27 protein-coding genes are annotated in these 26071 nt (G+C 72.3%); 7 read left to right on the forward strand and 20 right to left on the reverse strand.

Going from position 1 to position 26071, the window contains the following annotated elements:
• Positions 1 to 173: 173 nt before the first annotated feature.
• On the reverse strand, positions 174 to 785 hold the full coding sequence (locus tag ACWD01_RS12500; RefSeq protein WP_003948568.1) for a response regulator transcription factor: 612 nt from the start codon (positions 783 to 785) through the stop codon (positions 174 to 176).
• Positions 786 to 1289: 504 nt separating this feature from the next.
• On the opposite strand from ACWD01_RS12500, the gene ACWD01_RS12505 reads away from it, so the two are divergent.
• Positions 1290 to 1604, forward strand: coding sequence for a WhiB family transcriptional regulator (locus ACWD01_RS12505; protein ID WP_356895276.1), 315 nt, complete (start codon positions 1290 to 1292; stop codon positions 1602 to 1604).
• A 419-nt stretch (positions 1605 to 2023) separates the two neighbouring features.
• Here ACWD01_RS12505 and ACWD01_RS12510 read toward each other — a convergent pair whose 3' ends face one another.
• Positions 2024 to 2932, reverse strand: a complete 909-nt coding sequence (locus ACWD01_RS12510; protein WP_451160905.1) for a LysR family transcriptional regulator — start codon at positions 2930 to 2932, stop codon at positions 2024 to 2026.
• Between the two features lie 81 nt (positions 2933 to 3013).
• Here ACWD01_RS12510 and ACWD01_RS12515 point away from each other — a divergent pair, with 81 nt between their 5' ends.
• The 4 genes from ACWD01_RS12515 to ACWD01_RS12530 all read left to right on the forward strand — a co-directional run bounded on the left by ACWD01_RS12515 (position 3014) and on the right by ACWD01_RS12530 (position 6941).
• Entirely contained in the window at positions 3014 to 3730 is a 717-nt protein-coding gene (locus tag ACWD01_RS12515; RefSeq protein ID WP_451160907.1) for an MOSC domain-containing protein, read from the forward strand.
• A 131-nt stretch (positions 3731 to 3861) separates the two neighbouring features.
• On the forward strand, positions 3862 to 5373 hold the full coding sequence (locus tag ACWD01_RS12520) for a multicopper oxidase family protein (RefSeq protein WP_451160909.1): 1512 nt from the start codon (positions 3862 to 3864) through the stop codon (positions 5371 to 5373).
• A 9-nt stretch (positions 5374 to 5382) separates the two neighbouring features.
• Positions 5383 to 6156 carry an SDR family NAD(P)-dependent oxidoreductase gene (locus tag ACWD01_RS12525; RefSeq protein ID WP_451160911.1) on the forward strand — a complete coding sequence of 258 codons (774 nt, stop codon included), beginning with the start codon at positions 5383 to 5385 and terminating at the stop codon, positions 6154 to 6156.
• 92 nt (positions 6157 to 6248) lie between these two features.
• Positions 6249 to 6941: an ester cyclase gene (locus tag ACWD01_RS12530; protein WP_451160913.1), complete on the forward strand. Its 693-nt coding sequence runs from the start codon at positions 6249 to 6251 to the stop codon at positions 6939 to 6941.
• 151 nt (positions 6942 to 7092) lie between these two features.
• Here the strand turns inward: ACWD01_RS12530 and groL are convergent, their stop codons facing one another.
• From groL to ACWD01_RS12545, 3 genes are all read right to left on the reverse strand, one after another.
• A complete protein-coding gene (gene groL / locus ACWD01_RS12535; RefSeq protein ID WP_356895264.1) occupies positions 7093 to 8721 on the reverse strand; it encodes a chaperonin GroEL in 1629 nt (542 codons plus the stop codon).
• A 115-nt stretch (positions 8722 to 8836) separates the two neighbouring features.
• Complete coding sequence (gene groES / locus ACWD01_RS12540) at positions 8837 to 9145, reverse strand: co-chaperone GroES (RefSeq protein WP_005313390.1); 309 nt, start codon at positions 9143 to 9145, stop codon at positions 8837 to 8839.
• 265 nt (positions 9146 to 9410) lie between these two features.
• Positions 9411 to 10403, reverse strand: a complete 993-nt coding sequence (locus ACWD01_RS12545; RefSeq protein ID WP_451160916.1) for a polysaccharide deacetylase family protein — start codon at positions 10401 to 10403, stop codon at positions 9411 to 9413.
• Positions 10404 to 10493: 90 nt separating this feature from the next.
• On the opposite strand from ACWD01_RS12545, the gene ACWD01_RS12550 reads away from it, so the two are divergent.
• Positions 10494 to 11672 (forward strand): class I SAM-dependent methyltransferase, encoded by a 1179-nt coding sequence (locus ACWD01_RS12550; protein WP_451160918.1) that lies wholly within the window; start codon positions 10494 to 10496, stop codon positions 11670 to 11672.
• Between the two features lie 21 nt (positions 11673 to 11693).
• On the opposite strand, the gene ACWD01_RS12555 is transcribed toward ACWD01_RS12550, so the two are convergent.
• From ACWD01_RS12555 to tsaB, 7 genes are all read right to left on the reverse strand, one after another.
• Entirely contained in the window at positions 11694 to 12344 is a 651-nt protein-coding gene (locus ACWD01_RS12555) for a hypothetical protein (RefSeq protein WP_451160920.1), read from the reverse strand.
• Positions 12345 to 12354: 10 nt separating this feature from the next.
• Positions 12355 to 13590, reverse strand: a complete 1236-nt coding sequence (locus tag ACWD01_RS12560; RefSeq protein WP_451160922.1) for an RNA polymerase sigma factor — start codon at positions 13588 to 13590, stop codon at positions 12355 to 12357.
• Positions 13591 to 13630: 40 nt separating this feature from the next.
• A complete protein-coding gene (locus ACWD01_RS12565; RefSeq protein ID WP_451160924.1) occupies positions 13631 to 13987 on the reverse strand; it encodes a YciI family protein in 357 nt (118 codons plus the stop codon).
• A 105-nt stretch (positions 13988 to 14092) separates the two neighbouring features.
• On the reverse strand, positions 14093 to 14350 hold the full coding sequence (locus ACWD01_RS12570; RefSeq protein ID WP_451160926.1) for a hypothetical protein: 258 nt from the start codon (positions 14348 to 14350) through the stop codon (positions 14093 to 14095).
• Positions 14347 to 15441: a tRNA (adenosine(37)-N6)-threonylcarbamoyltransferase complex transferase subunit TsaD gene (gene tsaD, locus ACWD01_RS12575; RefSeq protein ID WP_451160928.1), complete on the reverse strand. Its 1095-nt coding sequence runs from the start codon at positions 15439 to 15441 to the stop codon at positions 14347 to 14349. The genes ACWD01_RS12570 and tsaD overlap by 4 nt, the downstream gene beginning before the upstream one ends.
• Positions 15441 to 15899 (reverse strand): ribosomal protein S18-alanine N-acetyltransferase, encoded by a 459-nt coding sequence (gene rimI / locus ACWD01_RS12580; protein WP_451161119.1) that lies wholly within the window; start codon positions 15897 to 15899, stop codon positions 15441 to 15443. Before rimI ends, tsaD begins: the two co-directional genes overlap by 1 nt.
• 26 nt (positions 15900 to 15925) lie before the next feature.
• Complete coding sequence (gene tsaB, locus ACWD01_RS12585) at positions 15926 to 16579, reverse strand: tRNA (adenosine(37)-N6)-threonylcarbamoyltransferase complex dimerization subunit type 1 TsaB (RefSeq protein WP_451160930.1); 654 nt, start codon at positions 16577 to 16579, stop codon at positions 15926 to 15928.
• A gap of 134 nt (positions 16580 to 16713) precedes the next feature.
• On the opposite strand from tsaB, the gene ACWD01_RS12590 reads away from it, so the two are divergent.
• On the forward strand, positions 16714 to 17253 hold the full coding sequence (locus tag ACWD01_RS12590; protein ID WP_451161121.1) for a hypothetical protein: 540 nt from the start codon (positions 16714 to 16716) through the stop codon (positions 17251 to 17253).
• Positions 17254 to 17299: 46 nt separating this feature from the next.
• Here ACWD01_RS12590 and ACWD01_RS12595 read toward each other — a convergent pair whose 3' ends face one another.
• The 8 genes from ACWD01_RS12595 to ACWD01_RS12630 all read right to left on the reverse strand — a co-directional run bounded on the left by ACWD01_RS12595 (position 17300) and on the right by ACWD01_RS12630 (position 26064).
• The gene (locus ACWD01_RS12595) at positions 17300 to 17485 is read right to left on the reverse strand and encodes a hypothetical protein (RefSeq protein WP_451160932.1); all 186 of its coding nucleotides are present in this window, start codon (positions 17483 to 17485) and stop codon (positions 17300 to 17302) included.
• A gap of 667 nt (positions 17486 to 18152) precedes the next feature.
• A complete protein-coding gene (gene tsaE / locus ACWD01_RS12600) occupies positions 18153 to 18677 on the reverse strand; it encodes a tRNA (adenosine(37)-N6)-threonylcarbamoyltransferase complex ATPase subunit type 1 TsaE (protein ID WP_451160934.1) in 525 nt (174 codons plus the stop codon).
• A complete protein-coding gene (locus ACWD01_RS12605) occupies positions 18649 to 19893 on the reverse strand; it encodes an alpha/beta fold hydrolase (protein WP_451160936.1) in 1245 nt (414 codons plus the stop codon). Before ACWD01_RS12605 ends, tsaE begins: the two co-directional genes overlap by 29 nt.
• A 12-nt stretch (positions 19894 to 19905) precedes the next feature.
• Positions 19906 to 21105 carry an alanine racemase gene (alr, locus tag ACWD01_RS12610; protein ID WP_451160938.1) on the reverse strand — a complete coding sequence of 400 codons (1200 nt, stop codon included), beginning with the start codon at positions 21103 to 21105 and terminating at the stop codon, positions 19906 to 19908.
• Positions 21106 to 21197: 92 nt separating this feature from the next.
• On the reverse strand, positions 21198 to 22640 hold the full coding sequence (locus ACWD01_RS12615; protein WP_451160940.1) for an NAD(P)H-hydrate dehydratase: 1443 nt from the start codon (positions 22638 to 22640) through the stop codon (positions 21198 to 21200).
• A gap of 361 nt (positions 22641 to 23001) precedes the next feature.
• On the reverse strand, positions 23002 to 23370 hold the full coding sequence (locus ACWD01_RS12620) for a holo-ACP synthase (protein ID WP_451160942.1): 369 nt from the start codon (positions 23368 to 23370) through the stop codon (positions 23002 to 23004).
• A gap of 6 nt (positions 23371 to 23376) precedes the next feature.
• Positions 23377 to 25224 carry a glutamine--fructose-6-phosphate transaminase (isomerizing) gene (gene glmS, locus ACWD01_RS12625; RefSeq protein ID WP_451160944.1) on the reverse strand — a complete coding sequence of 616 codons (1848 nt, stop codon included), beginning with the start codon at positions 25222 to 25224 and terminating at the stop codon, positions 23377 to 23379.
• A gap of 36 nt (positions 25225 to 25260) precedes the next feature.
• The gene (locus ACWD01_RS12630) at positions 25261 to 26064 is read right to left on the reverse strand and encodes a hypothetical protein (protein WP_451160946.1); all 804 of its coding nucleotides are present in this window, start codon (positions 26062 to 26064) and stop codon (positions 25261 to 25263) included.
• Between the last annotated feature and the right edge of the window lie 7 nt (positions 26065 to 26071).

Raw genomic sequence — 26071 nt, forward strand, 5'->3', positions numbered from 1 at the left:
GTTGTGCACCGAAGCGTTATGAGCAGGTGCGCCGGAACTCATCTCCTGCGCCCTCCCCTCCCGCTCGACCGACTCGTCCCCGAGGAACTCCACACCCTCAAGGATGCGGCATCACGCGGGAAACGGATGCCCTCGGGCATCCGTCATCCCGCGCCGTCCCGTTCCTGCGGTCCTCAGCGGACCAGGCCCCAGCGGAATCCGAGCGCCACGGCGTGCGCCCGGTCCGAGGCGCCGAGCTTCTTGAACAGCCGCCTGGCGTGCGTCTTCACCGTGTCTTCCGAGAGGAAGAGCTCGCGCCCGATCTCCGCGTTGGAGCGGCCGTGGCTCATGCCCTCGAGGACCTGGATCTCACGCGCGGTGAGCGTGGGCGCGGCGCCCATCTCGGCCGACCGGAGCCGGCGCGGCGCAAGCCGCCACGTGGGGTCGGCGAGCGCCTGGGTGACGGTCGCGCGCAGCTCGGCGCGCGACGCGTCCTTGTGCAGATAGCCGCGGGCGCCTGCGGCGACCGCGAGCGCGACACCGTCGAGGTCCTCCGCGACGGTCAGCATGATGATCCGGGCGCCCGGGTCGGCGGAGAGCAGCCGGCGCACCGTCTCGACGCCGCCCAGTCCGGGCATGCGTACGTCCATCAGAATCAGGTCCGAACGATCGGCGCCCCAGCGGCGGAGGACTTCCTCGCCGTTGGCCGCGGTCGTCACGCGCTCGACGCCGGGCACGGTCGCGACCGCGCGGCGGAGCGCCTCTCGGGCAAGCGGGGAGTCGTCGCAGACGAGGACGGATGTCATGGCCGCCCTCCGCAGCTGATGCGCGTCACCTTGAGCCTCCAGGCTGGGTACGTTTCTTCACCTGTGCGGTTGAACGCTCTCGGACATGTGCCCGAGCGCTTGTTCCTTCAACCGCCTCCGCACTCTCAACGACGGTCACTCGAAAGAGTTACGGGTCGTACGCAGCACTTCCGCACGCTGCGTGAGGGGCCGACCGGCGGGCGTGATCGCCGGTTCCACCGGGCCGCGGGGACCCGACGGGAGCCCACCGAGGTTTCACACCGCACAGGCGGAGCACCCGTGCACCGGCGGATGCGGGCCCTGCCCCATTCAGCGGCTTTTCTTCCCTTTTTCCGGTGTCTATGGCTAGATTCGCAATGAGTCATATTTACATCTACTTACACAGCAGATGTACGGTCGTTGGCACGGTGCTGGTGCCGGATCCGGCGCACGTCCGGTCGGCGTCCCGCCCGTTTCCGACCTGGTCCTGTATCCACCCAGCACGGTTTCAAGGGGACATGCGCCATGGCAGATTTCTCTCGCCTTCCCGGACCCAACGCCGATCTGTGGGACTGGCAGCTCCTCGCGGCATGCCGTGGGGTCGACAGCTCGCTCTTCTTCCACCCGGAGGGCGAGCGAGGCGCAGCGCGCAGCGCGCGCGAGAACTCGGCGAAGGAGGTCTGCATGAGGTGCCCGGTACGGGCCGAGTGCGCGGCGCATGCGCTGGCCGTACGCGAGCCCTACGGCGTCTGGGGCGGGCTGACGGAGGACGAGCGCGAGGAACTCATGGGACGGGCACGCCATCGGCTGGTTCCCGCGACGAGCGCAGGGCACGGCTGACGCACGAGCCGTACGCCCCAACGGAAGAAACGTTCCTGCACCACCTCGTGTCCGCACGGTCGGCAATCTGCCCCGACCGCACCACCACTCCGGCCCCCGGCCCCCGAGACCGGGGGCCGCCGCCGGTCCACCCGCACCGGCCCACCGGCAGTACCGAAAGGGCCGCCCCCGGGGCAGGGGGACGCGCAAGGGGGCGTGTCCGGGACGTAAGGCGTCGTCGGACAGGGACCGGCAAGTACGGGAAAGCAGTCCCGGACATGCCCCCGGACGCAAGCGCACAGGACCGGGCCCCGCCCGGACGCGCGGCCCCCGGACGCCGAACGACACAGACCCGGCCAGGCCCGGAAACCTGAACCGGACCCACCGGGCCCCGCCCGGAAACGTGAACCCGGACCCACCGGGCCCCGCCCGGAAACGTCTCAGCGCGACGCCGCCCGCGCCAGTTCCGTCAGGGTCGCGGAGACCGCCGGGACATGGGCCAGGTCCGGCAGGGTGAGCGCCACGATCTCGCGGTCGATGGCTGGTTCGACCGTCACCAGCCGGGCGCCCTTGGGCCGTACCGACTCCAGCGCCAGCTCCGGCAGTACGGCGACGCCCAGCCCCGCGCCGACCAGGCCGATCACCGCCGGGTAGTCGTCGGTGGCGAAGTCGATGCGCGGGGTGAAGCCCGCCTCCTCGCAGGCGTCCACGAGCTGCCGGCGGCAGCGCGGGCAGCCGGCGATCCACGACTCCTCCGCGAGGTCGGCGATGGCGACGGAGGCCGCTCCGGCGAGGCGGTGCCCCTCGGGCACCAGGCCGACGAGCCGGTCGGTGAGCAGGGGCCGCACCTCCAGGTCGGCCCACTCCGACTCCGCACCGGATGCCCCGGCCGCCACCCCGTACCGGAACGCGAGCGCCACGTCGCAGTCGCCGTCGCGCAGCATCTCGACTGAGCGCGGCGGCTCGGCGTCGACGAGGGAGACGCGCGTGCCGGGGTGGGCCGCGCGCAGGGCGGCGAGCGCGGTGGGGACCAGGGTGGAGCTGCCGCTGGGGAACGAGACGAGACGCACCCGGCCGGCCCGGAGGCCGGCGATCGCCGCGACCTCCTCCTCCGCGGCGGTGAGCCCGGCGAGGATGCCGGACGCGTGGCGGACGAGGGCTTCACCGGCCTGGGTGAGGCGCATCTCGCGGCCGGTCCGGATCAGCAGCGGGGTGCCCGCGGAGCTCTCGAGCGCCTTCATCTGCTGGCTGACCGCGGGCTGGGTGCAGCCCAGTTCGCGGGCGGCCGCGGAGAACGAGCCGGTGGCGGCGACGGCACGCAGGACGCGGAGGTGGCGGGCTTCGATCACAAACCCAGCATAAGCGACGCTTGGAGGAAGGGCTGAAAATCCCGGGGACACTTTGAGGCGTGGTCGATTAGCGTGACCGGCATGAAGCTCTTGACCGTGAACCTGGGGCGGCCCAAGGCCGTCGACTACTCCGATGCGCCGGGCGGCACGACCGGGATCGACAAGCGTCCGGCCGACGGGCCCGTCCGGGTGGCGGACCCGGGCCCCAAGGGACAGGGCGGGAGCGGCCTGGCGGGCGACGCGGTCTGCGATCTGCGCCACCACGGCGGGTCGGACCAGGCCGTCTACGCGTTCGCCCGGGAGGATCTCGACGCCTGGGAACGGGAGTTGGGGCGCACCCTCACCAACGGCGTGTTCGGCGAGAACCTCACCACCAGCGGCGTGGACGTCAACGGCGCGTTGATCGGCGAGCGCTGGCGCGTCGGCGACTCGCTGGTGCTGGAGGTCACTTCGGGCCGCGTCCCGTGCCGTACGTTCGCGGGCCGGCTCGGCGAGAAGGGCTGGGTCAGGCGCTTCACCGGCAACGGCGCCTCCGGGGCGTACCTGCGGGTGATCGAGCCGGGCGAGATCCGCTCGGGCGACCCCGTCGAGATCGTGCACCGGCCGGCGCACGACGTCACGGTGGCGATGGCGTTCAGGGCTCAGACGACCGAGCGGACACTGCTGCCCCGGGTGCTGGCGGCCGGTGAGGCCCTCCATGCGGAACTGCTGAAGAACGCCCGCGCGTACGTCGCCAAGCACGGCCCGGCGCACGACCCGGCGCACGGCGACGAAGCGGTCCCCACCGGTACCGCCTGACCGCGCGGCACGCAGCACGGCGCCGGCCCGCGCATGGGGGACATCCCCGAGGGGGCCGGCGCGACGGATCGGGGGCGGCTGGGGGCGTCCCCCGATGCCGCGGGTCACGGGCGGCCGTGACGCTGAAGGACATGTCTCCTGTGAAACGCGTCCTGGTCGTCCTCTGCTCGGCCGCCGTCGCCCTCGTCCTCGCTCTCGGCGGCGGAGGGCTCTGGCTCTATGCGGACGCCGATGTGTCCACGGCCGGCACGGAGTTCACCCGGGAGATGGCCGTGCCGCCCCTCGCGCCGTCGACGGTGCGCGACGACGGCACGCGGGTCTTCGATCTGACGATGCGGGCGGGGCACAAGGAGTTCAGGGCCGGGTCGAAGACGCCCACCTGGGGCTTCAACGGCGACTACCTCGGACCGACCCTGCGCGCCAAGCGCGGCGAGAAGGTCCAGGTGCGGGTCAGGAACACGCTGGACGAGCAGTCGACCGTCCACTGGCACGGAATGCATCTGCCCGCGCGGATGGACGGCGGCCCGCACCAGATGGTGGCGCCCGGCGCGTCCTGGTCGCCGCACTGGACGGTCGACCAGCCGGCCGCGACCCTCTGGTACCACCCGCATCCGCACGGGCGGACGGAGAAGCATGTGCAACGGGGGCTGGCCGGGCTGTTCCTGCTGGACGACGAGAGGTCGGCGGAGCTGCCGCTGCCGAAGCGGTACGGCGTCGACGACCTGCCGGTCGTGGTGCAGGACGTACGGTTCGACGGCGCGGAGTTCGACCACGGCCACAGGCTGATGGCGGGCAGCGGGTTCCTCGGCGACCGGACGATGGTCAACGGCACGCTCGAGCCGTACAAGGTGGTCCGGGACGAGCTGGTGAGGCTGCGGCTGCTCAACGCCTCCACCGCCCGGATCTACGACTTCGGGTTCACCGACGGCCGGCGGTTCTCCCTCGTCGGCACGGACGGCGGACTGCTGGAGCGGCCGGCCGCCATGGACCGCGTCCAGCTCTCGCCCGGCGAGCGGGCCGAGATCGTGGTGCGGATGGCACCGGGTGAGCGGACCGTGCTGCGCAGCTTCCCGCGGCAGGACTACGGCGACTTCTGGCAGACCCGCTTCAACGGCGGCGACGACACCTTCGACGTCCTCGAGCTGCGGGCCGCGGACACCCTGCGCCCCTCCCCCGAACTCCCCGCGGAACTGGGCGAACTGGAGCTCCCCGACGGCTCCGACTCCGTACGCGAGCGCTCCTTCGCGCTGCGGACGTCCGGGATCAACGGCAGGGCCATGGACATGGACCGGATCGACGCGGCGGTCACCCGCGGCACGTCGGAGACGTGGATCGTACGCAACCAGGACGGCGCCCCGCACAACTTCCACGTGCACGACGTGCAGTTCAGGGTGCTGGAGGTGGACGGCAGGCGGCCGCCGCCGGAGCTGCGCGGGGCCAAGGACACCGTCTTCGTGCCCGGCGGAAGGACCGTGAAGCTCGCGATGCGGTTCACCGGGCCCGCCGATCCGGACACTCCGTACATGTACCACTGCCATCTGCTGTACCACGAGGACGGCGGCATGATGGGGCAGTTCGTGGTCGTGGAGAAGGGGCAGCGGGCGGGGAAGGCGGGTACGCCGCACTCGCACGCGGGGCATTAACGTGCCCGTATGACGACTGCACTGATCACGGGCGCGACCGCGGGCATCGGCGCCGCCTTCGCGCGGCGGCTGGCGGCCGACGGCCACAACCTGGTGCTGGTGGCCCGGGACACCGAGCGGCTGCAGGCACAGGCCACCGAGCTGCACGACGGCCACGGCATCGAGGCGGAGGTGCTGACGGCGGACCTGTCGGCGGAGGACGGGATCACCGCGGTCGAGCGCCGTCTGGCGGACCGTACCCACCCCGTCGACCTGCTGGTCAACAACGCGGGATTCGGGAACAAGGGCCGTTTCCTGGACGTGTCGATGGCCGACGAACTGACGATGCTGAAGGTGCACTGCGAGGCGGTGCTGCGTCTGACGGCCGCCGCGGCGGAGCCGATGCGGGAGCGCGGCCGGGGCGGCGTGGTGAACGTGGCGTCGGTCGCCGCGTTCGTGCCCCGCGGCACCTACGGCGCGTCGAAGGCGTGGGTCGTGCAGTTCACCCAGGGCGCGGCCAGGGACCTGGCCGGCACGGGGGTGCGGCTGATGGCCCTGTGCCCCGGTTTCGTGCGGACCGAGTTCCACCAGCGGGCCGGGATGGGCACGGACAACATCCCCGGCTGGATGTGGCTGGACGCGGACAAGCTGGTGGCCGCGGCGCTGGCCGACCTGGCGAAGGGGAAGTCGCTCTCCGTCCCCGATCCGCGGTACAAGGCGCTGATGGGTGTCGTGAAGCTGACGCCGCGCGGACTGCTCGGCGGGATCACGTCGAGGACGGGCCGGAAGTACGGGCCCCAGTAGTCCGGCCGCGGCGACTCCCGGACCACAGGATGTGATGTATATCACTAGAATGGACGTATCCCATCGGGGGCCGCAGCCGCCCGGGAGGCGCCATGAAGTTCGTGCAGATCATCGACTACAAGACCGCCAGGTTCGACGACATGAACGCGGTCATGGACCAGTGGGTCGAAAAGACCAAGGGGAAGCGGACCACCGCCCACGCCGTCACCGGAAAGGACCGCACCGAGAGCAACCACTACGTCGAGATCGTGGAGTTCCCCTCGTACGAGGAGGCGATGAAGAACTCCCGGCTGCCGGAGACGGACAAGATGTTCAAGGAGATGGTGGCGCTCTGCGACGGCATGCCGTCCTTCACCGACCTCGACGTGGTCCGTGAGGAGCAGCTCAACTCGGCGACCGCCCGCCGCTTCTTCCACGAGATCGCCTCCGGCGGCAACCTGGAGGCCATCCCGGAGGTGTTCGCGGCGGACTACACCGACCACGACATCGCCAACGAGGAGGACGCCGAGACCGGCATGGACGTCATCAGCCGGGACCTCACCATGTGGCGCGACGCCTTCGACTTCACCTTCGAGCTCGACCGGCAGATCACCGAAGGGGACGACGTCGTGACGCTGTGGACCTGGAACGGCCGGCACAAGGGCGACTTCCAGGGCATCCCCGCCACCGGCGAGCAGTGCACCATGACCGGGACGACGATCTTCCGCTTCGAGGACGCGAAGATCAAGGAAGGCTGGTGGCACATGGACCTGCTGCGCCTGATGCGGCAGCTCGGCGCCATGTGAAACCACAGCCGCGGGGGGCCAGGCCGCAAGAAGGCCGTGTGAACGCCCCAGTAGTCGTGTGCACGCCCCAGCAAAGGAAGGCCCCCGTCCCGCGCTCGGCGGGACGGGGGCCTTCTTTCGGCGCTTGCCGGGTCGGTCGACCGCGGGTGCGTCAGTGGCTGTGGCCGTGACCGTGGCCGTGGCCCGCGTCGCCCTCGTCCTCGGCCGGCTTCTCGACGACCAGGGTCTCGGTCGTGAGCAGCAGGGAGGCGATGGAGGCGGCGTTCTCCAGAGCGGAGCGCGTGACCTTGACCGGGTCGATGACGCCGGCCTTGACCAGGTCGCCGTACTCGCCGGTCGCGGCGTTGAAGCCGTTGCCCGCCTCGAGCTCGGCCACCTTGGCGGTGATGACGTAGCCCTCGAGGCCGGCGTTCTCCGCGATCCAGCGCAGCGGCTCGACGGCGGCGCGGCGGACGACGGCGACACCGGTGGCCTCGTCGCCCTCCTTGCCCAGGTTGCCCTCGAGCACCTTCACAGCGTGGACGAGCGCGGAGCCGCCACCGGAGACGATGCCCTCCTCGACCGCGGCGCGGGTCGCGGAGATGGCGTCCTCGAGACGGTGCTTCTTCTCCTTCAGCTCCACCTCGGTGGCGGCGCCGACCTTGATCACGCACACGCCGCCGGCCAGCTTCGCGAGGCGCTCCTGGAGCTTCTCACGGTCCCAGTCGGAGTCGGTGGACTCGATCTCGGCCTTGATCTGGTTGACGCGGCCGGCCACGTCCTCGGACTTGCCGCCACCGTCGACGATGGTGGTGTCGTCCTTGGTGATGGTCACGCGGCGGGCGGTGCCCAGCACGTCCAGACCGGCCTGGTCGAGCTTGAGGCCGACCTCCTCGGCGATGACGGTGGCACCGGTGAGGGTGGCCATGTCGCCGAGCATCGCCTTGCGGCGGTCGCCGAAGCCGGGGGCCTTGACGGCCACCGCGTTGAAGGTGCCGCGGATCTTGTTGACGACCAGGGTCGACAGGGCCTCGCCCTCGACGTCCTCGGCGACGATCAGCAGCGGCTTGGAGCCACCGGCCTGGATGACCTTCTCCAGCAGCGGCAGCATGTCCTGGATGGAGGCGATCTTGCCCTGGTGGATCAGGATGTACGGGTCGTCGAGGACGGCCTCCATACGCTCCTGGTCGGTCACCATGTACGGGGACAGGTAGCCCTTGTCGAAGGCCATGCCCTCGGTGAAGTCCAGCTCCAGACCGAAGGTGTTGGACTCCTCGACGGTGATGACACCGTCCTTGCCGACCTTGTCCATCGCCTCGGCGATGAGCTCGCCGACCTGCTGGTCCTGCGCGGAGAGCGCGGCCACGGCGGCGATGTCGGCCTTGTCCTCGATCGGACGGGCGGTCGCGAGCAGCTCGTCGGAGACGGCCTTGACCGCGGCGTCGATGCCCTTCTTCAGGGCGGCCGGGGAGGCGCCGGCGGCGACGTTGCGCAGTCCCTCGCGGACCAGCGCCTGGGCCAGCACGGTGGCGGTGGTCGTACCGTCACCCGCGATGTCGTTGGTCTTGGTCGCCACCTCCTTCACCAGCTGGGCGCCCAGGTTCTCGTACGGGTCCTCGATCTCGACCTCGCGGGCGATGGTGACACCGTCGTTGGTGATGGTGGGAGCGCCGAACTTCTTGTCGATGACGACGTTGCGGCCGCGAGGGCCGATCGTCACCTTGACCGTGTCGGCAAGCTTGTTGACGCCGCGCTCGAGGGCGCGACGGGCGTCCTCGTCGAACTTCAGGATCTTCGCCATGGGAGCGGTTCAGCCCTCTCGGAAAGTCGTGTTCAAAGAACCGCGCCCCTCGCCGCCCGGCAATCCGCGGGGTGACCAGGGGCGCAGCTCAAAGCAATGCAGGTGAAGCCGGTGCTTACTTCTCGACGATCGCGAGCACGTCGCGGGCCGAGAGGACGAGGTACTCCTCGCCGCTGTACTTCACTTCGGTGCCGCCGTACTTGCTGTACAGCACGATGTCGCCGGTCTTCACGTCGAGCGGCAGGCGCTCGCCGTTCTCGAAGCGGCCCGGGCCCACTGCCAGGACGACGCCCTCCTGGGGCTTCTCCTTCGCAGTGTCCGGAATGACCAGGCCAGAGGCCGTGGTCTGCTCGGCGTCGAGCGGCTGGACCACAATGCGGTCCTCGAGCGGCTTGATGGCAACCTTGGAGCTGGCGGTCGTCACGATCCGACCTCCCCCTTCGGAGATCACGGGGTTAACTGATCTGAGGTGGCGACCAGGTGGATCCGTCGTCGCGGGTGCCGGACCTGCCCGTCGCTGTGTTGGCACTCTCACTGGGTGAGTGCCAGATCCGAGACTATGACTGTGATTAGCACTCGGTCAAGCGGAGTGCCAATGTGGCGCCGCGCGCCGTCGGAATCCCGGTACGGACAACGCCCGGGCCGCACCCCCGGTTCCGGGCCGCCACCGCCGCTCCCGGCGGGCCCCGTCAGACGTAGTCCTCCAGTCTGGCCACCGCGTATCCCTTGGACGTCACCGTCTTCATCACCCGCCGGATCATGTCGGGCATGGTGCCCTTCCAGTCCTCCTTGCCGCGGAAGTGGGTGAGGATGATGTCGCCCGGGTGCAGGTCCCTGTCCCACTCGCGCCACTCCATGTGGTCGGGGAACGCCTCGGAGGCCCACAGCGGCACGGCCTCGATCCCGCACTTCTTCGCGGCGCGCAGGGTGTCCTTGTTGTAGTTCCCGTACGGCGGGCGCAGCAGCCGGGGGCGGGTGCCGTACCGCTTCTCCAGCTTGTCCTGCTGGCCGCAGATCTCGCGCTTCTGCTCGCTGTACGAGAGCCCGGGCAGATACGGGTGGGTGAGCGTGTGGTTGTGCAGCGCCACCCCGCGGTCCCGCATCTTCTCGAAGTAGCCGTAGTCGTCCTTGATCACGTAGTCGCTGAGGAAGGCGCTGTAGGGGATCTGCAGTTCGGACATCATCCGCAGCAGCTCCGGATCCTTCTCCGCGCCGTCGTCGATCGTCAGGAAGACGATCTTCTCCTTGGTCGGCACGGTGGTGAACACCGGCGGCAGACCCTTGCCGCCCTGCACCTCGAAGCCCTTGCGGGTGGTGATCTCCGGTTTCACGGCGGGCGGCGGGGGCGCCGCGAGCGGGGTCCGCGTCAGCCCCCACTTCTTCGCGGCGGCGGCGCGGGCCTTCTGACTGCGCCTGGTCTTCTCCACGTAGGCGGAGAGCGCCCCGGCGGGGCCGGCCGCCTCCTGCGCGTCCGGCTGCTTCGCCTCCGGCTTCTTCACCTCCGGCTTCTTCACCTCCGGGCCCTGTTGCGCCGACTGCCCGGCGGCGGAGCCGGTGGGGCGCGGCGCCTCCGCGGCGCCCTCGGCCGCACAGCCCGAGCCGAGAGCGGCGACCACGAGAGCGGTGAGAGCCGCACGGGCCCGATACGCTCTCAACTTTCCCTTTTGTCGTACTAGCTGCATGGCGACGCATCCTGCCAGCGCCCCGCCCGCTCACCCGCCCGACACCTCCGGCGTGCGCGCCCCATCCCCCGCCTGGCCCACAATGGCCCGGTGAACGACCTCGACCCGCTCGCCGCATTCGCCGCACTGCGCACCGGGGAGGGCGGGGCGCTGCTGGCCTCGCTCGCCTCCTACGACCCGGCTCAGGAGCTCTCCGTCGCGACGCGCCTGCGCCGCGACCATCCGGCTGCGCTGGTCTCCGCGGCTCTCGGGCAGGCGCGGCTGAGACAGCGCGCGGTGGCGAAGTTCGGCGAGGAGGACGCCCACCGGATGTTCTTCACCCCGAACGGCGTCGAGCAGTCCACCCGCCGCCCGGTCGCCGAGCACCGCGCCGCCCGCTTCGCCGCGCTCGGCGTCCGCAGCGTCGCCGACCTGTGCAGCGGCATCGGCGGGGACGCGATCGCGCTCGCCCGGGCCGGCATCGCGGTCCTGGCCGTCGACCGCGACCCGCTCACGGCCGAGGCCGCACGCGCGAACGCCGAGGCCCTGGGCCTGTCCGGCCTGATCGAGGTCCGCTGCGCGGACGTCACGGACGTGGACACCTCCTCGTACGACGCGGTGTTCGCCGACCCCGCCCGCCGGGGCGGCCGTGGCCGGATCTTCGACCCGGAGGCCTACTCCCCGCCCCTGTCCTGGGCCGTCGGCGCGGCCCGCGCCCGCCCCCACGCCGCGCTGAAGGTCGCGCCGGGCATCCCCCACGAGGCGGTCCCCGAGGGCGCGGAGGCGGAGTGGATCTCGGACGGCGGCGACGTGAAGGAAGCGGTGCTCTGGTTCGGCACCGCCCCGTCCGCGGTCCGCGCCACCCTCCTCCCGGGCCCGCACACCCTCACCGGCCGCGGCCTGCCGAACCCGCCGGTCCGGCCGGTCGGCCGCTACCTGTACGAGCCGGACGGCGCGGCGATCCGCGCCCACCTGGTCGCCGAGGTCGCCGAGGACGTGTCGGGCGGCCTCCTCGACGAGACGATCGCGTACATCACCTCGGACGAACTGCGCCCGACCCCGTACGCCACGGCGTACGAGATCAGCGACGAACTTCCCTTCAGCATGAAGAAGCTCAAGGCGCTGCTGCGGGAGCGCGAGGTCGGCAACCTCACCGTGAAGAAGCGCGGTTCCGCCGTCGAACCCGAAGAGGTCCGCCGCAAGGTCAAGCCCCAGGGCCGGAACGCGGCAACGGTCTTCCTGACCCGCGTCGCGGGCGCCCCGACCATGCTGATCGGCCGCCCGGCGTAAGAGCGAGCCCCAAAAGGCCCGTCAGCGGTGCGCGCCGCCCCGCGCCGCGGACGGCAGCACCGCCGGCGCGACCAGCCGGAGCGCCCAGCGGTAGTGGCTCACCGCCTTGACGACGCCGAGCAGGCCGGTGAGCCAGAGGATCAGGCCCAGGCCCATCAGCAGGACGACCCCGGCCAGGGTGTCGCCCGGCCGTGCTCCCGCCGGGGCCGTGAAGGAGAGCCACAGGCCGTACGCGCACAGCAGGAACGACGGCAGGAACCAGAACAGGCTCAGGGCCGGTGCGCCGTAGCGGGCGTCGCCGGCCGCGTCGTGGGCCAGCGCGCTCCACTGCCGCAACCGCCCGCGCAGCTCCATCTCGTGGGCGATGCCGAAGCCGACGACCACGCCCGTCGGGATCATGCAGGCGAGCCCGATGAAGCCGAGGACCGCGGCGAAGAAGTGGCTGAACACGTCCTGCTCCTGCTCGAACGTCTGCAGCGCCGCGCCGAAGATCGCCCACCCGGCTGCGAACCCGGCCACCACCAGCCACAGCAGCAGCAGCCGCTTCGGGTCGATGCTCAGCCGGAACAGCTCGCCCATCGCCCGCCGCCGGTCGGCGAGCAGCGCCTCCCGGTCGGGCCAGCAGCGTATGTCGGCAGGCGGCGGCGGAGGAGGCAGGACACGGCGCGGCATGGCGACGAGGCTACCGGGCGCAATCGGCGGCCCTGGCCAGCAGCAGTTCCCGCTCCCGGGCGTTGCGGGTCAGCGACGCCGCGCGCTCGAACTCCGCCCGCGCCTCCGCCCGCCGGCCGAGCCGGGCCAGCAGGTCGCCGCGGACGCTCGGCAGCAAGTGGTAGTCCTTGAGCGCCGGTTCATCGGTGAGGGCGTCGGCCAGCGCCAGGCCGGCCTCGGGGCCCTCCGCCATGGAGACGGCCACCGCCCGGTTCAGTTCCACCACGGGGGACGGCTTCAGGGCCGCCAACTGCCCGTACAGAGCGGCGATCATCGCCCAGTCCGTGTCCTCGTACCGCGCGGCCTGCGCGTGGCACGCCGCGATCGCGGCCTGTACGGCGTACGGACCGTACGGGCCGCCGCCCGCCCGGTGCAGCGCCTCGACGCCGCGGCGGATCAGCAGCCGGTTCCACTTGGCGCGGTTCTGGTCGGCGAGCAGCACCGGTTCTCCCGAGGGGCCGGTACGGGCCGGGATCCGGGACGCCTGGATCTCCAGCAGGGCCGCCAGGCCGTGGACTTCCGGCTCGTCCGGCATCAGCCCGGCCAGTACGCGGGCCAGCCGCAGCGCGTCCTCGCACAGCGCGGGGCGGACGAGGTCGTCACCGGCGGTCGCCGAGTAACCCTCGTTGAAGATCAGGTAGATGACGTCGAGCACCGAGCCGAGCCGGGCGGCACGGTCCGCGCCGTACGGCACCTCGAAGGGCACGCCCGCCTTCGCCAGCGACCGCTTCGCCCGGACGATGCGCTGGGCGACGGCCGGCTCCGAGGCCAGGAAGGCGCGGGCGATCTCCTCGGTGGTGAGGCCGCCGAGGAGTTTCAGCGTGAGAGCGATCCGCGCGTCGGTCGACAGCACCGGATGGCACGCGGTGAAGATCAGCCGCAGCAGGTCGTCGTCGATGTCCTCGGGGTCCGACGGCTCGACGGGCGGCCCGACGTCCTCCAGCGTGCGGCCGACCTCCGCGAGCTTGCGGGCGTACGTCTCCTTGCGGCGTACGAGATCGACGGCGCGGTGCTTGGCGGTGGCCATGAGCCAGGCTCCCGGCCGCTCCGGGACGCCCGACTCCGGCCACTGCTCCAGCGCGGCGACCAGAGCGTCCTGCGCGATCTCCTCGGCGATGCCCACGTCCCGCACTGTGCGGGCGACACCGGCGATGATCCGCGCCGACTCGATCCTGAATACCGCTTCCACTGCGCCTGCTGCCGTCACGGCCACCCATCAGAGCAGCCGGCACGGAGCAGCGGCAAGCTCAGCCCTCGTCGATCTGGCGGACCTCACAGGTGATCGTCCACTCCTTGGGGTGGATCTCCAGGAAACGCTTCGCCCATTCGAGGGCCTCTGCCTTGTCCTTGCACTGCATCATCGCGTAGCCGCCGACGACTTCCTTGGTCTCGGTGAAGGGGCCGTCGGTGTAGGACACCTTGCCGTCGGACCAGGTGACACGGGTGCCCTGGGCCGTCGGGGTGAGACCGGCGGTGTCCAGCATGACCCCGGCCTTGGTGATCTCCTCCAGCAGAGCGCCCATGCGCTCGTCGAAGCCCTCGGGGAAGCCGTCCTCGGGGATCTGGTTCTCGTCGATGCGGATCATCGAAAGGAAGCGCGGCACGGTGACTCCTCGGTCCGTGAGGCGGGGCCGTTCCCCGTCTCTCACCCATGCGTCGAACGGGACACGGCCCGATCGACACCGTCGCCGAAGTTTTCCGGGAAATCTTCAGGAGAGCGATTCGAAGCGCCAGCGGTGCACCGGACGGGTGATCAGATCGTCGGCCGGTTCGGGAAGTTCCGGCAGGTCGGCGGCCATGTCCGCGGCCTCCCACCAGGTGATGACCAGGACCCGGTCCTGCCCGGCCCGCAGCGTCTCACGGCGCAGGGGCTCCCGCGCGAGCTCCTGGGCGCGGACCCACTCCAGCAGCTCCGCACCCCGCTCCGGCACTGCGCGGGCCTCCCACATCAGGGCGACGACAGTCATGAGTACAGGTTGTCCTTGCTGACCTCGTGCACATGGTCGTGGCCGTGCGCGCCGGGCACATGGGGCTCCGTCACCGGCAGCGAGGAGTCCGCCGACAGCTCCCAGTCGGAGGCCGGCCGGTTCCGGGCAACCATCTCCGCGCCCAGCGCCGCCACCATCGCCCCGTTGTCCGTGCACAGCTTCGGCCGCGGCACCCGGAGCCTGATCCCGGCCCGCTCGCAGCGCTCCTCCGCGAGGGCCCGCAGCCGGGAGTTGGCCGCCACGCCGCCGCCGATCATCAGGTGGTCGACGCCCTGGTCCCGGCAGGCCCGCACCGCCTTGCGGGTCAGCACGTCGACGACCGCCTCCTGGAAGGAGGCCGCCACGTCCCGCACCGGCACCTCCTCGCCCGCCGCCCGCCTGGCCTCGATCCAGCGCGCCACGGCCGTCTTCAGACCGGAGAAGGAGAAGTCGTAGGCCGGGTCCCTGGAGCCGCTCAGTCCGCGCGGGAACGCGATCGCCTGCGGGTCGCCCTCCTTGGCCAGCCGGTCGATCACCGGACCGCCGGGGAAGCCCAGGTCCAGCACGCGCGCGATCTTGTCGAAGGCCTCGCCGGCCGCGTCGTCGATCGTCGCGCCCATGGGGCGTACGTCGCTGGTGATGTCGGGCGCGAGCAGCAGCGAGGAGTGCCCGCCGGAGACCAGCAGCGCCATCGTCGGCTCGGGCAGCGGGCCGTGCTCCAGCTGGTCGACGCAGATGTGCGAGGCCAGGTGGTTCACCCCGTACAGCGGCTTGCCCAGGGCGTACGCGTACGCCTTCGCCGCCGAGACGCCGACCAGCAGGGCGCCGGCGAGGCCGGGGCCCGCCGTGACCGCGATGCCGTCGAGGTCGCGCGCGCCGACGCCGGCCGTCCTCAGGGCGCGCTCGATGGTCGGAACCATCGCCTCCAGATGCGCGCGCGAGGCGATCTCCGGCACGACGCCGCCGAAACGGGCGTGGGTGTCGACACTCGAGGCGACCTCGTCGGCGAGCAGGGTCGTGCCGCGGACGATGCCGACGCCGGTCTCGTCGCAGGAGGTCTCGATGCCGAGTACGAGCGGTTCGTCAGCCATCAGTTGGTCTCTGTTCCTTGTACGGTCAGTCGCATGACGAGGGCGTCGATGTTGCCGGGCTGGTAGTAGCCGCGGCGGAATCCGATGGGCTCGAAGCCGAAACGCTCGTACAGCTTCTGCGCCCTGGTGTTGTCCACCCGCACTTCGAGCAGCACCTCGTCGCACTCGAAGGCGGTGGCGTGCTGCAGCAGGTCGGTCAGCAGCCGGGAGCCGAGCCCGGTGCCCCACTGGCTCCTGGCGACGGCGATGGTCTGCACGTCCCCGAGACCGCCGGCCGCCGCGAGGCCCGCATAGCCGACGACCCTGCCGTCCGCGTCCTCGGCCACCACATAGCGGCGGGTGGCCCGCGGGCCGCGGGAGTGCGCGAGTTCGGACCAGAACATGCCGGGCGACCAGGCGTCCTCGGGGAACAGTTCGTGTTCGAGCTCCAGCACCGGCTCCAGGTCCCACCAGCGCATCTCGCGCAGTTCGGGAAGGGCGGCGCTCACTTCGGGGTGACCACCTTGTAGTTCTTCGGCACCTGCGCGTCGGGGCGGCGCAGATACAGCGGCTGCGGCGACAGGAACTCCTCCCCGGCCGCCAGCTTCTCGGCCGCCAGCGCGGCCAGCGCGGCGGCGCTCACCTGCTCGGGGCCGCGGGCGTCCGGGAACGTCTCCGGGTACAGCAGCGCGCCCGCGCCGACCGCGGGCAGCCCGGCGACCTGCTCCGCGATCTCGGCGGGGCGGTCCACGGCGGCGTCGGAAGTACGAGTGCGGGCGTTCTCGTACCGCGCCCAGTAGACCTCCTTGCGCCGCGCGTCGGTCGCCACCACGAAGGGCTCGTCGAACCCGGCCTCGTACGCCAGGCCGTCCAGCGTGCACACCCCGTGCACGGGCACGCCGAGCGCCGAGGCGAAGGTCGCGGCCGTGACCAGGCCGACCCGCAGACCCGTGTACGGCCCCGGGCCGACGCCGACCACGACACCGGTGACGGCGTCGAGCTTCACCCCGGCCTCCGCGAGCACCTTGTCGACGGCGGGCAGCAGCAGTTCCCCGTGCCGGCGCGCGTCCACACGGCTCGACGCGGCGACGACGGAAGTGCCGTCGTGGAGGGCGGCGGTGACGGCGGGCGTGGCGGTATCCATGGCGAGCAAGAGCACGCAAACAGCCTACGGCTCCGGCGAGGGAGCCATGGCGGCACCGTCGAACGTAACCACGGTGCTACCGTCACCCCGAGTACACACATTCGGGGATCCGAGAGGTGAGCAGGGTGGCACGGAGCAGCTCGGGACTCGTGGCCGGGCTCACTGCGGCAGCGTTGGCGGTCGTCGGTTTCCTCGCCTACCAGGCGTCGGCGAACGTCCCCGACGACCTCGACGCCTCGAAGCCACCGAGCGCCGGACCGTCGGCCACGGCCCCCGCCCCCTCGGCCTCGGCGAAGGCGAAGGACCCGCTGGCCGTCCCGGCCGGCTCGGGCAAGGGCGTGCGGGTCGTGTACGCGCTCGGCGACCGGCGGGTGTGGCTGGTCGACGCGAACGAGAAGGTGAAGCGCACCTTCGAGGTCATGCCCTCCACCGTGAACCCGAAGCCCGGCTCGTACACGGTCACCTCGCGCTCCGGCAACGTCCCCGGCTCCGACGGCGTGCCGATCGAGCACGTGGTGCGCTTCGCGAGCGTGGACGGCGTGACCATCGGCTTCAGCGCGGCGGTCGACGGCTCGATGGCCAGCCCGGACCCGACGAAGAAGACGGGCGGCGTGCGGATGAAGCCGGCCGACGGGGACGCGCTGTGGGTGTTCGCCACGATCGACTCGAAGGTGGTCGTGGTCCCGTAGGCCCGCGGCTCACCCGTACGGGTGGGGGCGTACGACCGCGTACGGATCAGGCGGCGTCGCGGTGCGCGTCGCCACTGCTTGTACGCGGCGGGGTCGACACGGCGGTGGCCGCGGCGCACGACGCCAGCAGATCCCTCATCGACACGGCCGACGCGACCGGCACCGGCCGCGCCCGGCCTGACCGCGCTTCACGCTCGGCGCTTTGCTCCGCTGCGTGCTCCGATGCCGGCATGGACGCCTCCTGGGGCTCGGGGGCGGGCGAGGTTAGGTAGACCTAACCCGGTCTCGCTACCATGTCATCACGGGTGGCGCGGTGGGCGCAACACTTTCCCGACGTCATGTCGGAAACATCTCCGGGTGCGGCGCTGCGCGGGCTTGTCCCCCACCCGACCGACTTGCCGGTCCCGTCGTGGCTCCGCCCCGAACCCGCGCCTCAGACGCCGGCGAGGCTGGCTTCCGCCGGTCCCGTCGGGGCGCTGCCCCGAGCCCCGCGCCTCAAGCGCCGGCAAGGCTTGAGTTGCCGGATCGCACGCCCCCGTGCCCAAACGCCCACCGGCCGGAAGCTGGCCCGTCGGGGCGCTGCCCCGAACCCCACGCCTCAAACTCCCCCTACGGCCTGGCGGCCGCGGGAGGTGCCCCCAGCGAGGCTGGATGTGTCCGGTTCCGTGCCGGGTGCGGCGGCCTGAGCGCCCGCGGGGCTACTCCCGTGGGAGGTACCCGCACCCACGGCCGCCAGGCCGTGGGGGAGTTCGAGGCCACCGCGTGAAGCGCGGTACGGGGGCCCGGGCGGAGCCCGGCCCGCCGCCCGGAGGGCGGTACGGGGTCCGGGGCCTGCCCCGGTTTCGGGAAGGGGCGGGGAGGGGACAAGCCCCCGCACCCGCACCGCCGCCCGCCGAGGGCTACGCCGAGGCCGCCGAGAGGTCCGCGTCCGACCAGCGCGACCCGTAACCGACGAGAGTCACCACGCGACGGTCGTCGTCCGTGTCGCCCACCACCCGGTCGATGATCACGTGCAGGCGGTCCTCCGAGAGGTCCTCGACCTTGCCGTCGCCCCACTCCACGACGACCACGGACTCCGGCAGCGACACGTCGAGGTCGAGGTCCTCCATCTCGTCGAGGCCGCCGCCCAGCCGGTACGCGTCGACGTGCACCAGCGCCGGGCCGCCCGTCAGGGACGGGTGGACGCGGGCGATGACGAACGTCGGGGACGTGACGGCGCCGCGCACCCCGAGGCCCTCGCCGAGGCCGCGGGTGAGCGTCGTCTTGCCGGCGCCCAGCTCACCCGTGAGCATCACCAGGTCGCCGGGGCGCAGCAGCTTGGCGAGGCTGCGCCCCAGGTCCTGCATCCGCTCCGGGGAGTCCACCGAGAGACGTACGGAGGAGACGGCGGCGGTCTCAGCCGCCGGGCTGTGCGGTGCTTCCATACCGACCAACGGTAGCCGCTGCCGACACCGCCCCGACCCGTACGAGGAGGTCCGCGAGCCGGTCGGTGACCGCCTCCGGGTGCTCCAGCATCACCAGGTGCCCGGCGTCCGGCACTATGACCAGTTCGGCGCCGCGCAGCACGTCGCCGATGGCCTCGCTGTGCGTGCTGGGCGTGACCAGATCCTTGTCACCCGCGAGGACGAGCACCGGCAGCTCCTGGAAGACGTCGAGCGCTTCCGCCTTGTCGTGCTCGGCGAAAGCCGGGTAGAACTCGGCGACCACGTCGATCGGCGTGGACTCGATCATCCGTTCCGCGAACCTGGCCACAGCGGGGTCGACGTCCTTCGAGGAGAACGAGTACCGCTTGATGAGCCCGGCGAACAGGTCGGCGGTGGCCCGGCGGCCCCGTTCGACGAGCTCGGCCTGCGTGCCGAGGGCTCGCAGCACGCCCGGCAGCACACGCCGGACCGCGTTCACACCGGCCACCGGAAGGCCGTAACTGACCTCGCCGAGCTTTCCGGAGGAGGTGCCGACGAACGCCGCGCCGACCACGCGTTCCCGCACCAGGTCGGGGTGGTGGGCAGCGAGGGCCATCATCGTCATGCCGCCCATGGAGTGGCCGACCAGGACCAGCGGTCCTTCGGGCGCCGCCGCGTCGATGACGGCCTTCAGGTCCCGGCCCAGCTGGTCGATGGTGACCGGCCGGCCGTCGGAACCGGCCTGCGACGTGCCCCGCGCCGAGCGGCCGTGGCTGCGCTGGTCCCAGTGGACGGTACGGACCAGGCCGCGCAGCGCGGCGCGCTGGAAGTGCCACGAGTCCTGGTTCAGGCAGTAGCCGTGGCTGAACACGACGGTCACCGGGGCCGGCGTCTTGCGCCCGAACAGCCTGCGGCGGCGCGGAGCGGCGGCTTCCGGATCGACCTCCTCGACCTCGTAGTACAGCGCCGTGCCGTCGTCGGCCGTCGCCGTCCCCGGCGTGCCGCGCAGAGCGCCGTACGGGCCTGCCGCATCGAGCGCGAGACGGGCCTTCCTGCGCATCCCGCGGCCGACGGTGAGCCGTTCGAGCGCGACACCGGCGGCGGCGCCCGCCGCGACCACGCCTATCGCCGCACCGGCGAACCCGGCGCGCCGCCAGTTGCCCGAGGCCGCCGCTGCCGCCGCGGCAGCGGCGTCGACGGCGGCCTCGGCCGCGTCCCCCGTACCGGTCTCGCTCACCGTGCAGCTCTCCTACTCGTCGGGGTGCTTCTCGGGATGCCCTGAAGGCTCGGAGTCCTCGTTCAGGTAGACGCGCGGGACCCGGGTGCCGATGCGGGTGACGATCTCGTACGCGATGGTGTCCGCGGCCTGCGCCCAGTCCTCGGCGGTCGGCTCCCCCCGGTCGCCCGGGCCGAACAGCAGGGCCTCCGAGCCCTCCGGGATCCGCTGCCCGCCGAGGTCCACGACGAACTGGTCCATCGCGACCCGTCCGGCGACCCGCCGCCACTCGCCCGCAACCAGGACCGGTCCGCGGCCCGAGGCGTGGCGCGGGATGCCGTCCGCGTAGCCGACGGGGATGAGGCCGAGGGTGGTCTCGCCCTCGGTGACGTAGTGGTGGCCGTAGCTGACTCCGTGGCCGGCGGGCACCTGCTTGACGAGGGCGACGGAGGCGGCGAGCGTCATCACGGGACGCAGCCCGAAGTCGGCGGGCGTGCCCAGCTCGGGGCCGGGCGAGACGCCGTACATCGCGATGCCGGTCCGTACGAGGTCGAAGTGGGCCTCCGGGATCGTCAGCGTCGCCGGGGAGTTGGCCATGTGGCGCACCTCCGGCTCGATGCCGGCCTTCTCCGCGTGGTCGAGCATGTCGTGGAAGACGCCCAGCTGGGCCGCGATCGAGGGGTGGCCCGGCTCGTCGGCGCACGCGAAGTGGGACCACAGCCCGGTGACGTCGACGAGACCGTCCTCCTCGGCGGCGCGAGCGGCGGCGACCAGCTCGGGCCAGTCGGCGGGCTGGCAGCCGTTGCGCCCGAGGCCGGTGTCGGCCTTGAGCTGGATACGGGCGGGCCGGCCCGCGTCCTTGGCCGCCGCGGTCACCTCTTCGAGGGCCCACATGCCGCTGACCGACATGTCGAGGCCGGCTTCGATGCCCTCGCGCCAGGGGCCGCCGGGGGTCCACAGCCAGCACATGATCCGGCCCGGCACACCGGCGTCGCGCAGGGTGAGCGCCTCATGGGGCGTGGCCGTGCCGAGCCAGGTCGCGCCCGCCGCGAGCGCCGCGCGGGCGCAGGGCACCATGCCGTGGCCGTACGCGTCCGACTTCACCACGGCCATCAGCGCGGACCGCGGGGCGCGGGCGCGCAGGGCGCGCACGTTGGCGCGCAGGGCCGCGAGGTCGATCTCGGCCCGTGCGCGCGGGGGTGCGGTTCGGCGGGGCGGTGCTGTGTGACTCATCGCGCTCAGTGTCTCAGAGGCGTGCGGCCGGATCCGTACGGTGGGCGGTCGCGTGCGTCACGGCGCGACCGCGGGCGGCCGCCCAGGCGCCGTCAGTCGGCGCGTACGTCGCGCCACGCCGCCGGGAGTGCCGCCGCCACCTCCATCGCGGTGATCGGCGCGCCCGGCGTGGCCGCGTGACGGGCCGCCAGGCCGTGCAGATACGCGGCGGCCGATCCCGCGTCCCGCGCGTCGAGCCCGGCGGCGAGCAGCGAGCCCGCCAGCCCGGACAGCACGTCCCCGCTGCCGGCCGTGGCCAGCCACGGCGTCCCCATCGGATTGACCCGGACCGGTGAACGCTCCCGGTCGGGCGCGGCGACCAGGGTCGTCGACCCCTTGAGCAGCACCGTGGCCCCGAAGCGCGCGGCGAGTTCGCGTACGGAGTCCAGCCGCGCGGCCTCCACCGCCTCCCGCCCCACTCCGAGCAGCGCCGCCGCCTCGCCCGCGTGCGGGGTCAGCAGAGTGGGGGCCCGCCGGCCCTGTACGGCCGCGGCGTCCAGCAGGCGCAGCCCGTCCGCGTCGACGAGCACCGGCACGTCGGAGGCGAGTACGTCCCGTACCGCGTCCGCGTCGTCGCCGAGGCCCGGGCCGACGACCCACGCCTGGACGCGGCCCGCCTTGTGCGGGGGGCCCGCGTGCACCAGCGCCTCGGGGAAGCGGGCGATCACCGCGTCCGCCGCCGGTCCGACGTACCGCACGGCCCCCGCGCCGCCGCGCAGCGCGCCCGCGACCGACAGCACGGCCGCGCCCGGATAGCGCGCGGACCCGGCGACGACGCCGACGACACCGCGCCGGTACTTGTCGCTCTCGGCGGCCGGCACCGGCAGCATCCGGCCCACGTCGGCGTGTTGGAGGGCCTCCAGCTCCGGCAGGGACGGCAGGTGGTCCTCCAGGCCGATGCCCACGAGCCGTACGGTGCCCGCGTACTCCTTGCCCGGATCGACGAGCAGCCCCGGCTTGTACGTCCCGAACGTGACGGTCGCGTCCGCGCGCAGCGCCTCGCCCCGCACCTGGCCGGTGTCCGCCTCGATCCCGCTGGGCAGGTCGACGGCGACGACCACGGCGTCCGAGCCACGGGCGGCCCGGGCCACGGGCACGGCCTCGGCGCGTAGACCACCCCGGCCGCCGATGCCGGTGATCCCGTCCAGCACCAGGTCGGCGGAGGCCAGTACCTCGAACGGGTCCTCGGCGACATGCCCGCCGGCGGCGAGCAACGCCGTCAGCCCGCCGGGGTGGACGCGGTCGCGCGCAAGCGGCACGGCGACGACGCCCGCGCCGCGGCGGGCGAGCCGGGCGCCGGCGTACAGGGCGTCGCCGCCGTTGTCGCCGCTGCCGACGAGCAGCACGATCCGCGCGCCGTACACCCTGCCCAGCAGCCCGGCACAGGCGGCGGCCAGCCCCGCGGCGGCGCGCTGCATGAGTGCGCCCTCCGGCAGGCGGGCCATCAACTGTGCCTCGGCGTGCCTCACGGTCTCCACGCTGTACGCAGTACGCATGCCCCGAGTCTGCCGCACGGCCCGTCGGCGCCGCGCTCCACGCGGGGGCCCGGGGGCTGCCCCCGGGCCCCCGCGCCTCAATCGCCGGCAGGGCTGGAACTTGCCGGTCTCGTCCGGGCTCCGCCCCGAACCCCGCGCCTCAATCTCCCCCTACGGCCTGGCGGCCGTGGGAGGTGCCCCCAGCGAGGCTGATTTCGCGGAGCGAAATCCCGCCCGGCGGGCCATTGAGGCCACCGCGCGAAGCGCGGTACCGGGGTCCGGGGCCTGCCCCGGTTACGGGAAGGCGGGGGTCCCCCGCGGCCGCCAGGCCGCAGGGGGAGGGTAGGGGAACAAGCCCGCCGCAGGCGCCAACCACCCCCGGCTACCCCTCCGCGATCACCACCGCCGACGCGATCCCCGCGTCATGGCTGAGCGACACGTGCCACGACCGCACGCCCAGTTCCGCCGCCCGCGCCGCGACCGTGCCGTGGACGCGGAGCAGCGGGCGCCCCGAGTCCTCGACGCAGACCTCCGCGTCCGTCCACAGCAGCCCCCCCGGCGCGCCGAGCGCCTTCGCCAGGGCCTCCTTCGCGGCGAACCGCGCCGCGAGGGAGGCGTACCCCCGCTGCTCCCCGCTCGGGAGCAGCAGTTCCTGTTTCAGGAAGAGCCGGTCCGCCATGCCCGGCGTCCGCCTCATGGCCGCGGCGAAACGGTCGATCTCCGCCACGTCGATCCCCACCCCGATGATCATCCGACCTCACTCCACCGTCACGGATTTCGCCAGGTTCCGCGGCTGGTCCACCTCGTTGCCGCGGGCCGTCGCCAGCTCGCAGGCGAAGACCTGCAGCGGCACCGTCGCGACCATCGGCTGGAGCAGGGTCGGCGTCGCCGGGATCCGGACCAGATGGTCGGCGTACGGCACCACCGCCTCGTCCCCCTCCTCCGCGATCACGATGGTCCGGGCGCCACGGGCCCGGATCTCCTGGATATTGGACACGATCTTGTCGTGCAGCACGGAACGGCCCCGCGGCGAGGGGACGACGACGACCACTGGCAGGTCCGCGTCGATCAGCGCGATCGGTCCGTGCTTGAGCTCGCCCGCCGCGAATCCCTCCGCGTGCATGTAGGCCAGCTCCTTGAGCTTCAGCGCGCCCTCCAGTGCCACGGGATAGCCCACGTGGCGTCCGAGGAACAGCACCGTCTTCTTGTCCGCCAGGGAACGGGCCAGCTCCCGCACCGGCTCCATCGTCTCCAGGACCCGTTCGACCTGGCCGGAGATCTGCGCCAGGTCGCGGACGACGGCCCGGATCTCGTCGGCCCATTTGGTGCCGCGGACCTGGCCCAGGTAGAGCGCCACCAGATAGCAGGCGACGAGCTGCGTCAGGAACGCCTTCGTGGACGCGACGGCGACCTCCGGTCCGGCGTGCGTGTAGAGCACGGCGTCGGACTCCCGCGGGATCGTCGACCCGTTGGTGTTGCAGATGGCGAGGACCCTGGCGCCCTGTTCACGCGCGTGGCGCAGCGCCATCAGGGTGTCCATGGTCTCGCCGGACTGCGAGATGGCGACCACCAGCGTCCGCTGGTCGAGGATCGGGTCCCGGTAGCGGAACTCGCTCGCCAGCTCGACCTCGCAGGGGATACGGGCCCAGTGCTCGATGGCGTACTTGGCGATGAGGCCCGCGTGGAAGGCCGTCCCGCAGGCGACGATGACGACCTTGTCCGCCTCGCGCAGCACGGAGTGCGGGATACGGACCTCGTCGAGGGTCAGCGCCCCGGACACGTCGATGCGGCCGAGGAGCGTGTCGGCGACCGCCTTGGGCTGTTCGGCGATCTCCTTGAGCATGAAGTAGTCGTAACCGCCCTTCTCGGCGGCTGAGGCGTCCCAGTCGACGTGGTACGAGCGGACCTCCGCGGGCTCCCCGTCGAAGCCGGTGACCGTCACTCCGTCGCGGCGGAGCTCCACCACCTGGTCCTGGCCCAGTTCGATCGCGGAACGGGTGTGGGCGATGAACGCGGCCACGTCCGACGCGAGGAACGATTCCCCGTCGCCGACGCCCACCACCAGCGGCGAGTTCCGCCGGGCGCCCACCACCACGTCCGGCTCGTCCGCGTGGACGGCGACCAGTGTGAACGCGCCCTCCAGCTGTTTGCACACGATCCGCATCGAGTCCGCGAGGTCCCCGGTGGAGGAGAACGACTCGGCGAGCAGATGGGCGACGACCTCGGTGTCGGTCTCCGACCGCAGGTCGTGGCCGCGCTCGGCGAGTTCCGCGCGCAGGGTGGCGAAGTTCTCGATGATGCCGTTGTGCACGACGGCGACGCACCCCGCGTTGTCCAGGTGCGGATGCGCGTTGACGTCCGTCGGGCCGCCGTGGGTGGCCCAGCGGGTATGGCCGATGCCGGTGTATCCGCTCGGCAGCGGCCGTTCGACCAGTTCCTTCTCCAGATTGACGAGCTTGCCCGCCTTCTTCGCCGCGGCCAGCCCCCCGTCGGCGAGTACCGCGACTCCGGCCGAGTCGTAGCCGCGGTACTCGAGCCGTTTCAGCCCGGCGATGACCACATCGAGCGCCGACTGTCCGCCGACGTAACCCACGATTCCGCACATGTCGGCAGCCTACGGTTCCGGGCCCGCGCGGGCAGGTCAGCCGAGCTTGGCCACCTGCGCGTCGATGACGGCGGTCGGCAGCGTGGACTTCTTCCCCTCCAGCAGCTCTCCCACGTCGACGGCGGAGAAGGAGGCCAGCGTGCCGCCCCGGCGCACGATCGCGACGTTGTAGGAGACGCTCTGGCCGTCCTGCTCGGCCAGCACCGCCCAAGCGGTGTTCTCCTCGCCGCCCGACACCTTCAGCTCAGTGAGCTTGGTGACCTTCAAGCCGGAGCCGTCCATCGACATGGTGAACCCGCCGCCGCAGGCGGCCCCCGCGGTCCGCAGGACCGCCACGGCGTCCGCCCCGCCCTTGCCGTCGTACGAGGAGAGCGAGGTCAGTGTCGTGGTCACGTCGAAAGCGCCGGCGATGGCGTCCTCGATCTCCTTCTCCGTCATCTCGCCGAGGTCCTTGGCGGGGTCCGGCGTCCTGGGCTCGGAGGTGACCCTGCGCTTGACGGTCCCCACCGCCTCCCCGAGCGGGACACCGGCCACCGCGTGCGCCAGCGGCTCGCACCCGGCCTTGTCGACGGTGACGTCCTTCGCGGCAAGGTCATCGTTGGGCCCGGCCTTCTCGACCTTGTGCGCCTTGACGTCGCCCTGCGCGAGCACGAGCTTCTCCAGTTCCGCCGCGGTCAGTGCCTCGGCCGCCGGCTCGGCGGCAGCGGACTCCTTGCCCTTGCCCTTGGTGTCGTCCTTCGTCCCCCCGCCGGAACCCTCGCCGCCACAGGCACTGACGAGCAGGACCAGGGACGCCGCCGCGGCGGTCAGGGCAGTACGGCGTACAGCAGTGCTTCGCATGGCACGA

It is taken from the genome of Streptomyces sp. NPDC002835, assembly GCF_053591995.1.

Excerpts from the sequence above, each read along its gene's own strand:
- ACWD01_RS12500 (WP_003948568.1), bottom strand. The coding sequence starts at position 785 with ATGACATCCGTCCTCGTCTGCGACGACTCCCCGCTTGCCCGAGAGGCG.
- ACWD01_RS12505 (WP_356895276.1), top strand. The coding sequence starts at position 1,290 with ATGGCAGATTTCTCTCGCCTTCCCGGACCCAACGCCGATCTGTGGGAC.
- ACWD01_RS12515 (WP_451160907.1), top strand. The coding sequence starts at position 3,014 with ATGAAGCTCTTGACCGTGAACCTGGGGCGGCCCAAGGCCGTCGACTAC.
- ACWD01_RS12520 (WP_451160909.1), top strand. The coding sequence starts at position 3,862 with ATGTCTCCTGTGAAACGCGTCCTGGTCGTCCTCTGCTCGGCCGCCGTC.
- ACWD01_RS12525 (WP_451160911.1), top strand. The coding sequence starts at position 5,383 with ATGACGACTGCACTGATCACGGGCGCGACCGCGGGCATCGGCGCCGCC.
- ACWD01_RS12530 (WP_451160913.1), top strand. The coding sequence starts at position 6,249 with ATGAAGTTCGTGCAGATCATCGACTACAAGACCGCCAGGTTCGACGAC.
- groL (WP_356895264.1), bottom strand. The coding sequence starts at position 8,721 with ATGGCGAAGATCCTGAAGTTCGACGAGGACGCCCGTCGCGCCCTCGAG.
- ACWD01_RS12545 (WP_451160916.1), bottom strand. The coding sequence starts at position 10,403 with ATGCAGCTAGTACGACAAAAGGGAAAGTTGAGAGCGTATCGGGCCCGT.
- ACWD01_RS12555 (WP_451160920.1), bottom strand. The coding sequence starts at position 12,344 with ATGCCGCGCCGTGTCCTGCCTCCTCCGCCGCCGCCTGCCGACATACGC.
- ACWD01_RS12570 (WP_451160926.1), bottom strand. The coding sequence starts at position 14,350 with ATGACTGTCGTCGCCCTGATGTGGGAGGCCCGCGCAGTGCCGGAGCGG.
- tsaD (WP_451160928.1), bottom strand. The coding sequence starts at position 15,441 with ATGGCTGACGAACCGCTCGTACTCGGCATCGAGACCTCCTGCGACGAG.
- rimI (WP_451161119.1), bottom strand. The coding sequence starts at position 15,899 with ATGCGCTGGTGGGACCTGGAGCCGGTGCTGGAGCTCGAACACGAACTG.
- ACWD01_RS12595 (WP_451160932.1), bottom strand. The coding sequence starts at position 17,485 with ATGCCGGCATCGGAGCACGCAGCGGAGCAAAGCGCCGAGCGTGAAGCG.
- tsaE (WP_451160934.1), bottom strand. The coding sequence starts at position 18,677 with ATGGAAGCACCGCACAGCCCGGCGGCTGAGACCGCCGCCGTCTCCTCC.
- alr (WP_451160938.1), bottom strand. The coding sequence starts at position 21,105 with ATGAGTCACACAGCACCGCCCCGCCGAACCGCACCCCCGCGCGCACGG.
- ACWD01_RS12615 (WP_451160940.1), bottom strand. The coding sequence starts at position 22,640 with ATGCGTACTGCGTACAGCGTGGAGACCGTGAGGCACGCCGAGGCACAG.
- ACWD01_RS12620 (WP_451160942.1), bottom strand. The coding sequence starts at position 23,370 with ATGATCATCGGGGTGGGGATCGACGTGGCGGAGATCGACCGTTTCGCC.
- glmS (WP_451160944.1), bottom strand. The coding sequence starts at position 25,224 with ATGTGCGGAATCGTGGGTTACGTCGGCGGACAGTCGGCGCTCGATGTG.
- ACWD01_RS12630 (WP_451160946.1), bottom strand. The coding sequence starts at position 26,064 with ATGCGAAGCACTGCTGTACGCCGTACTGCCCTGACCGCCGCGGCGGCG.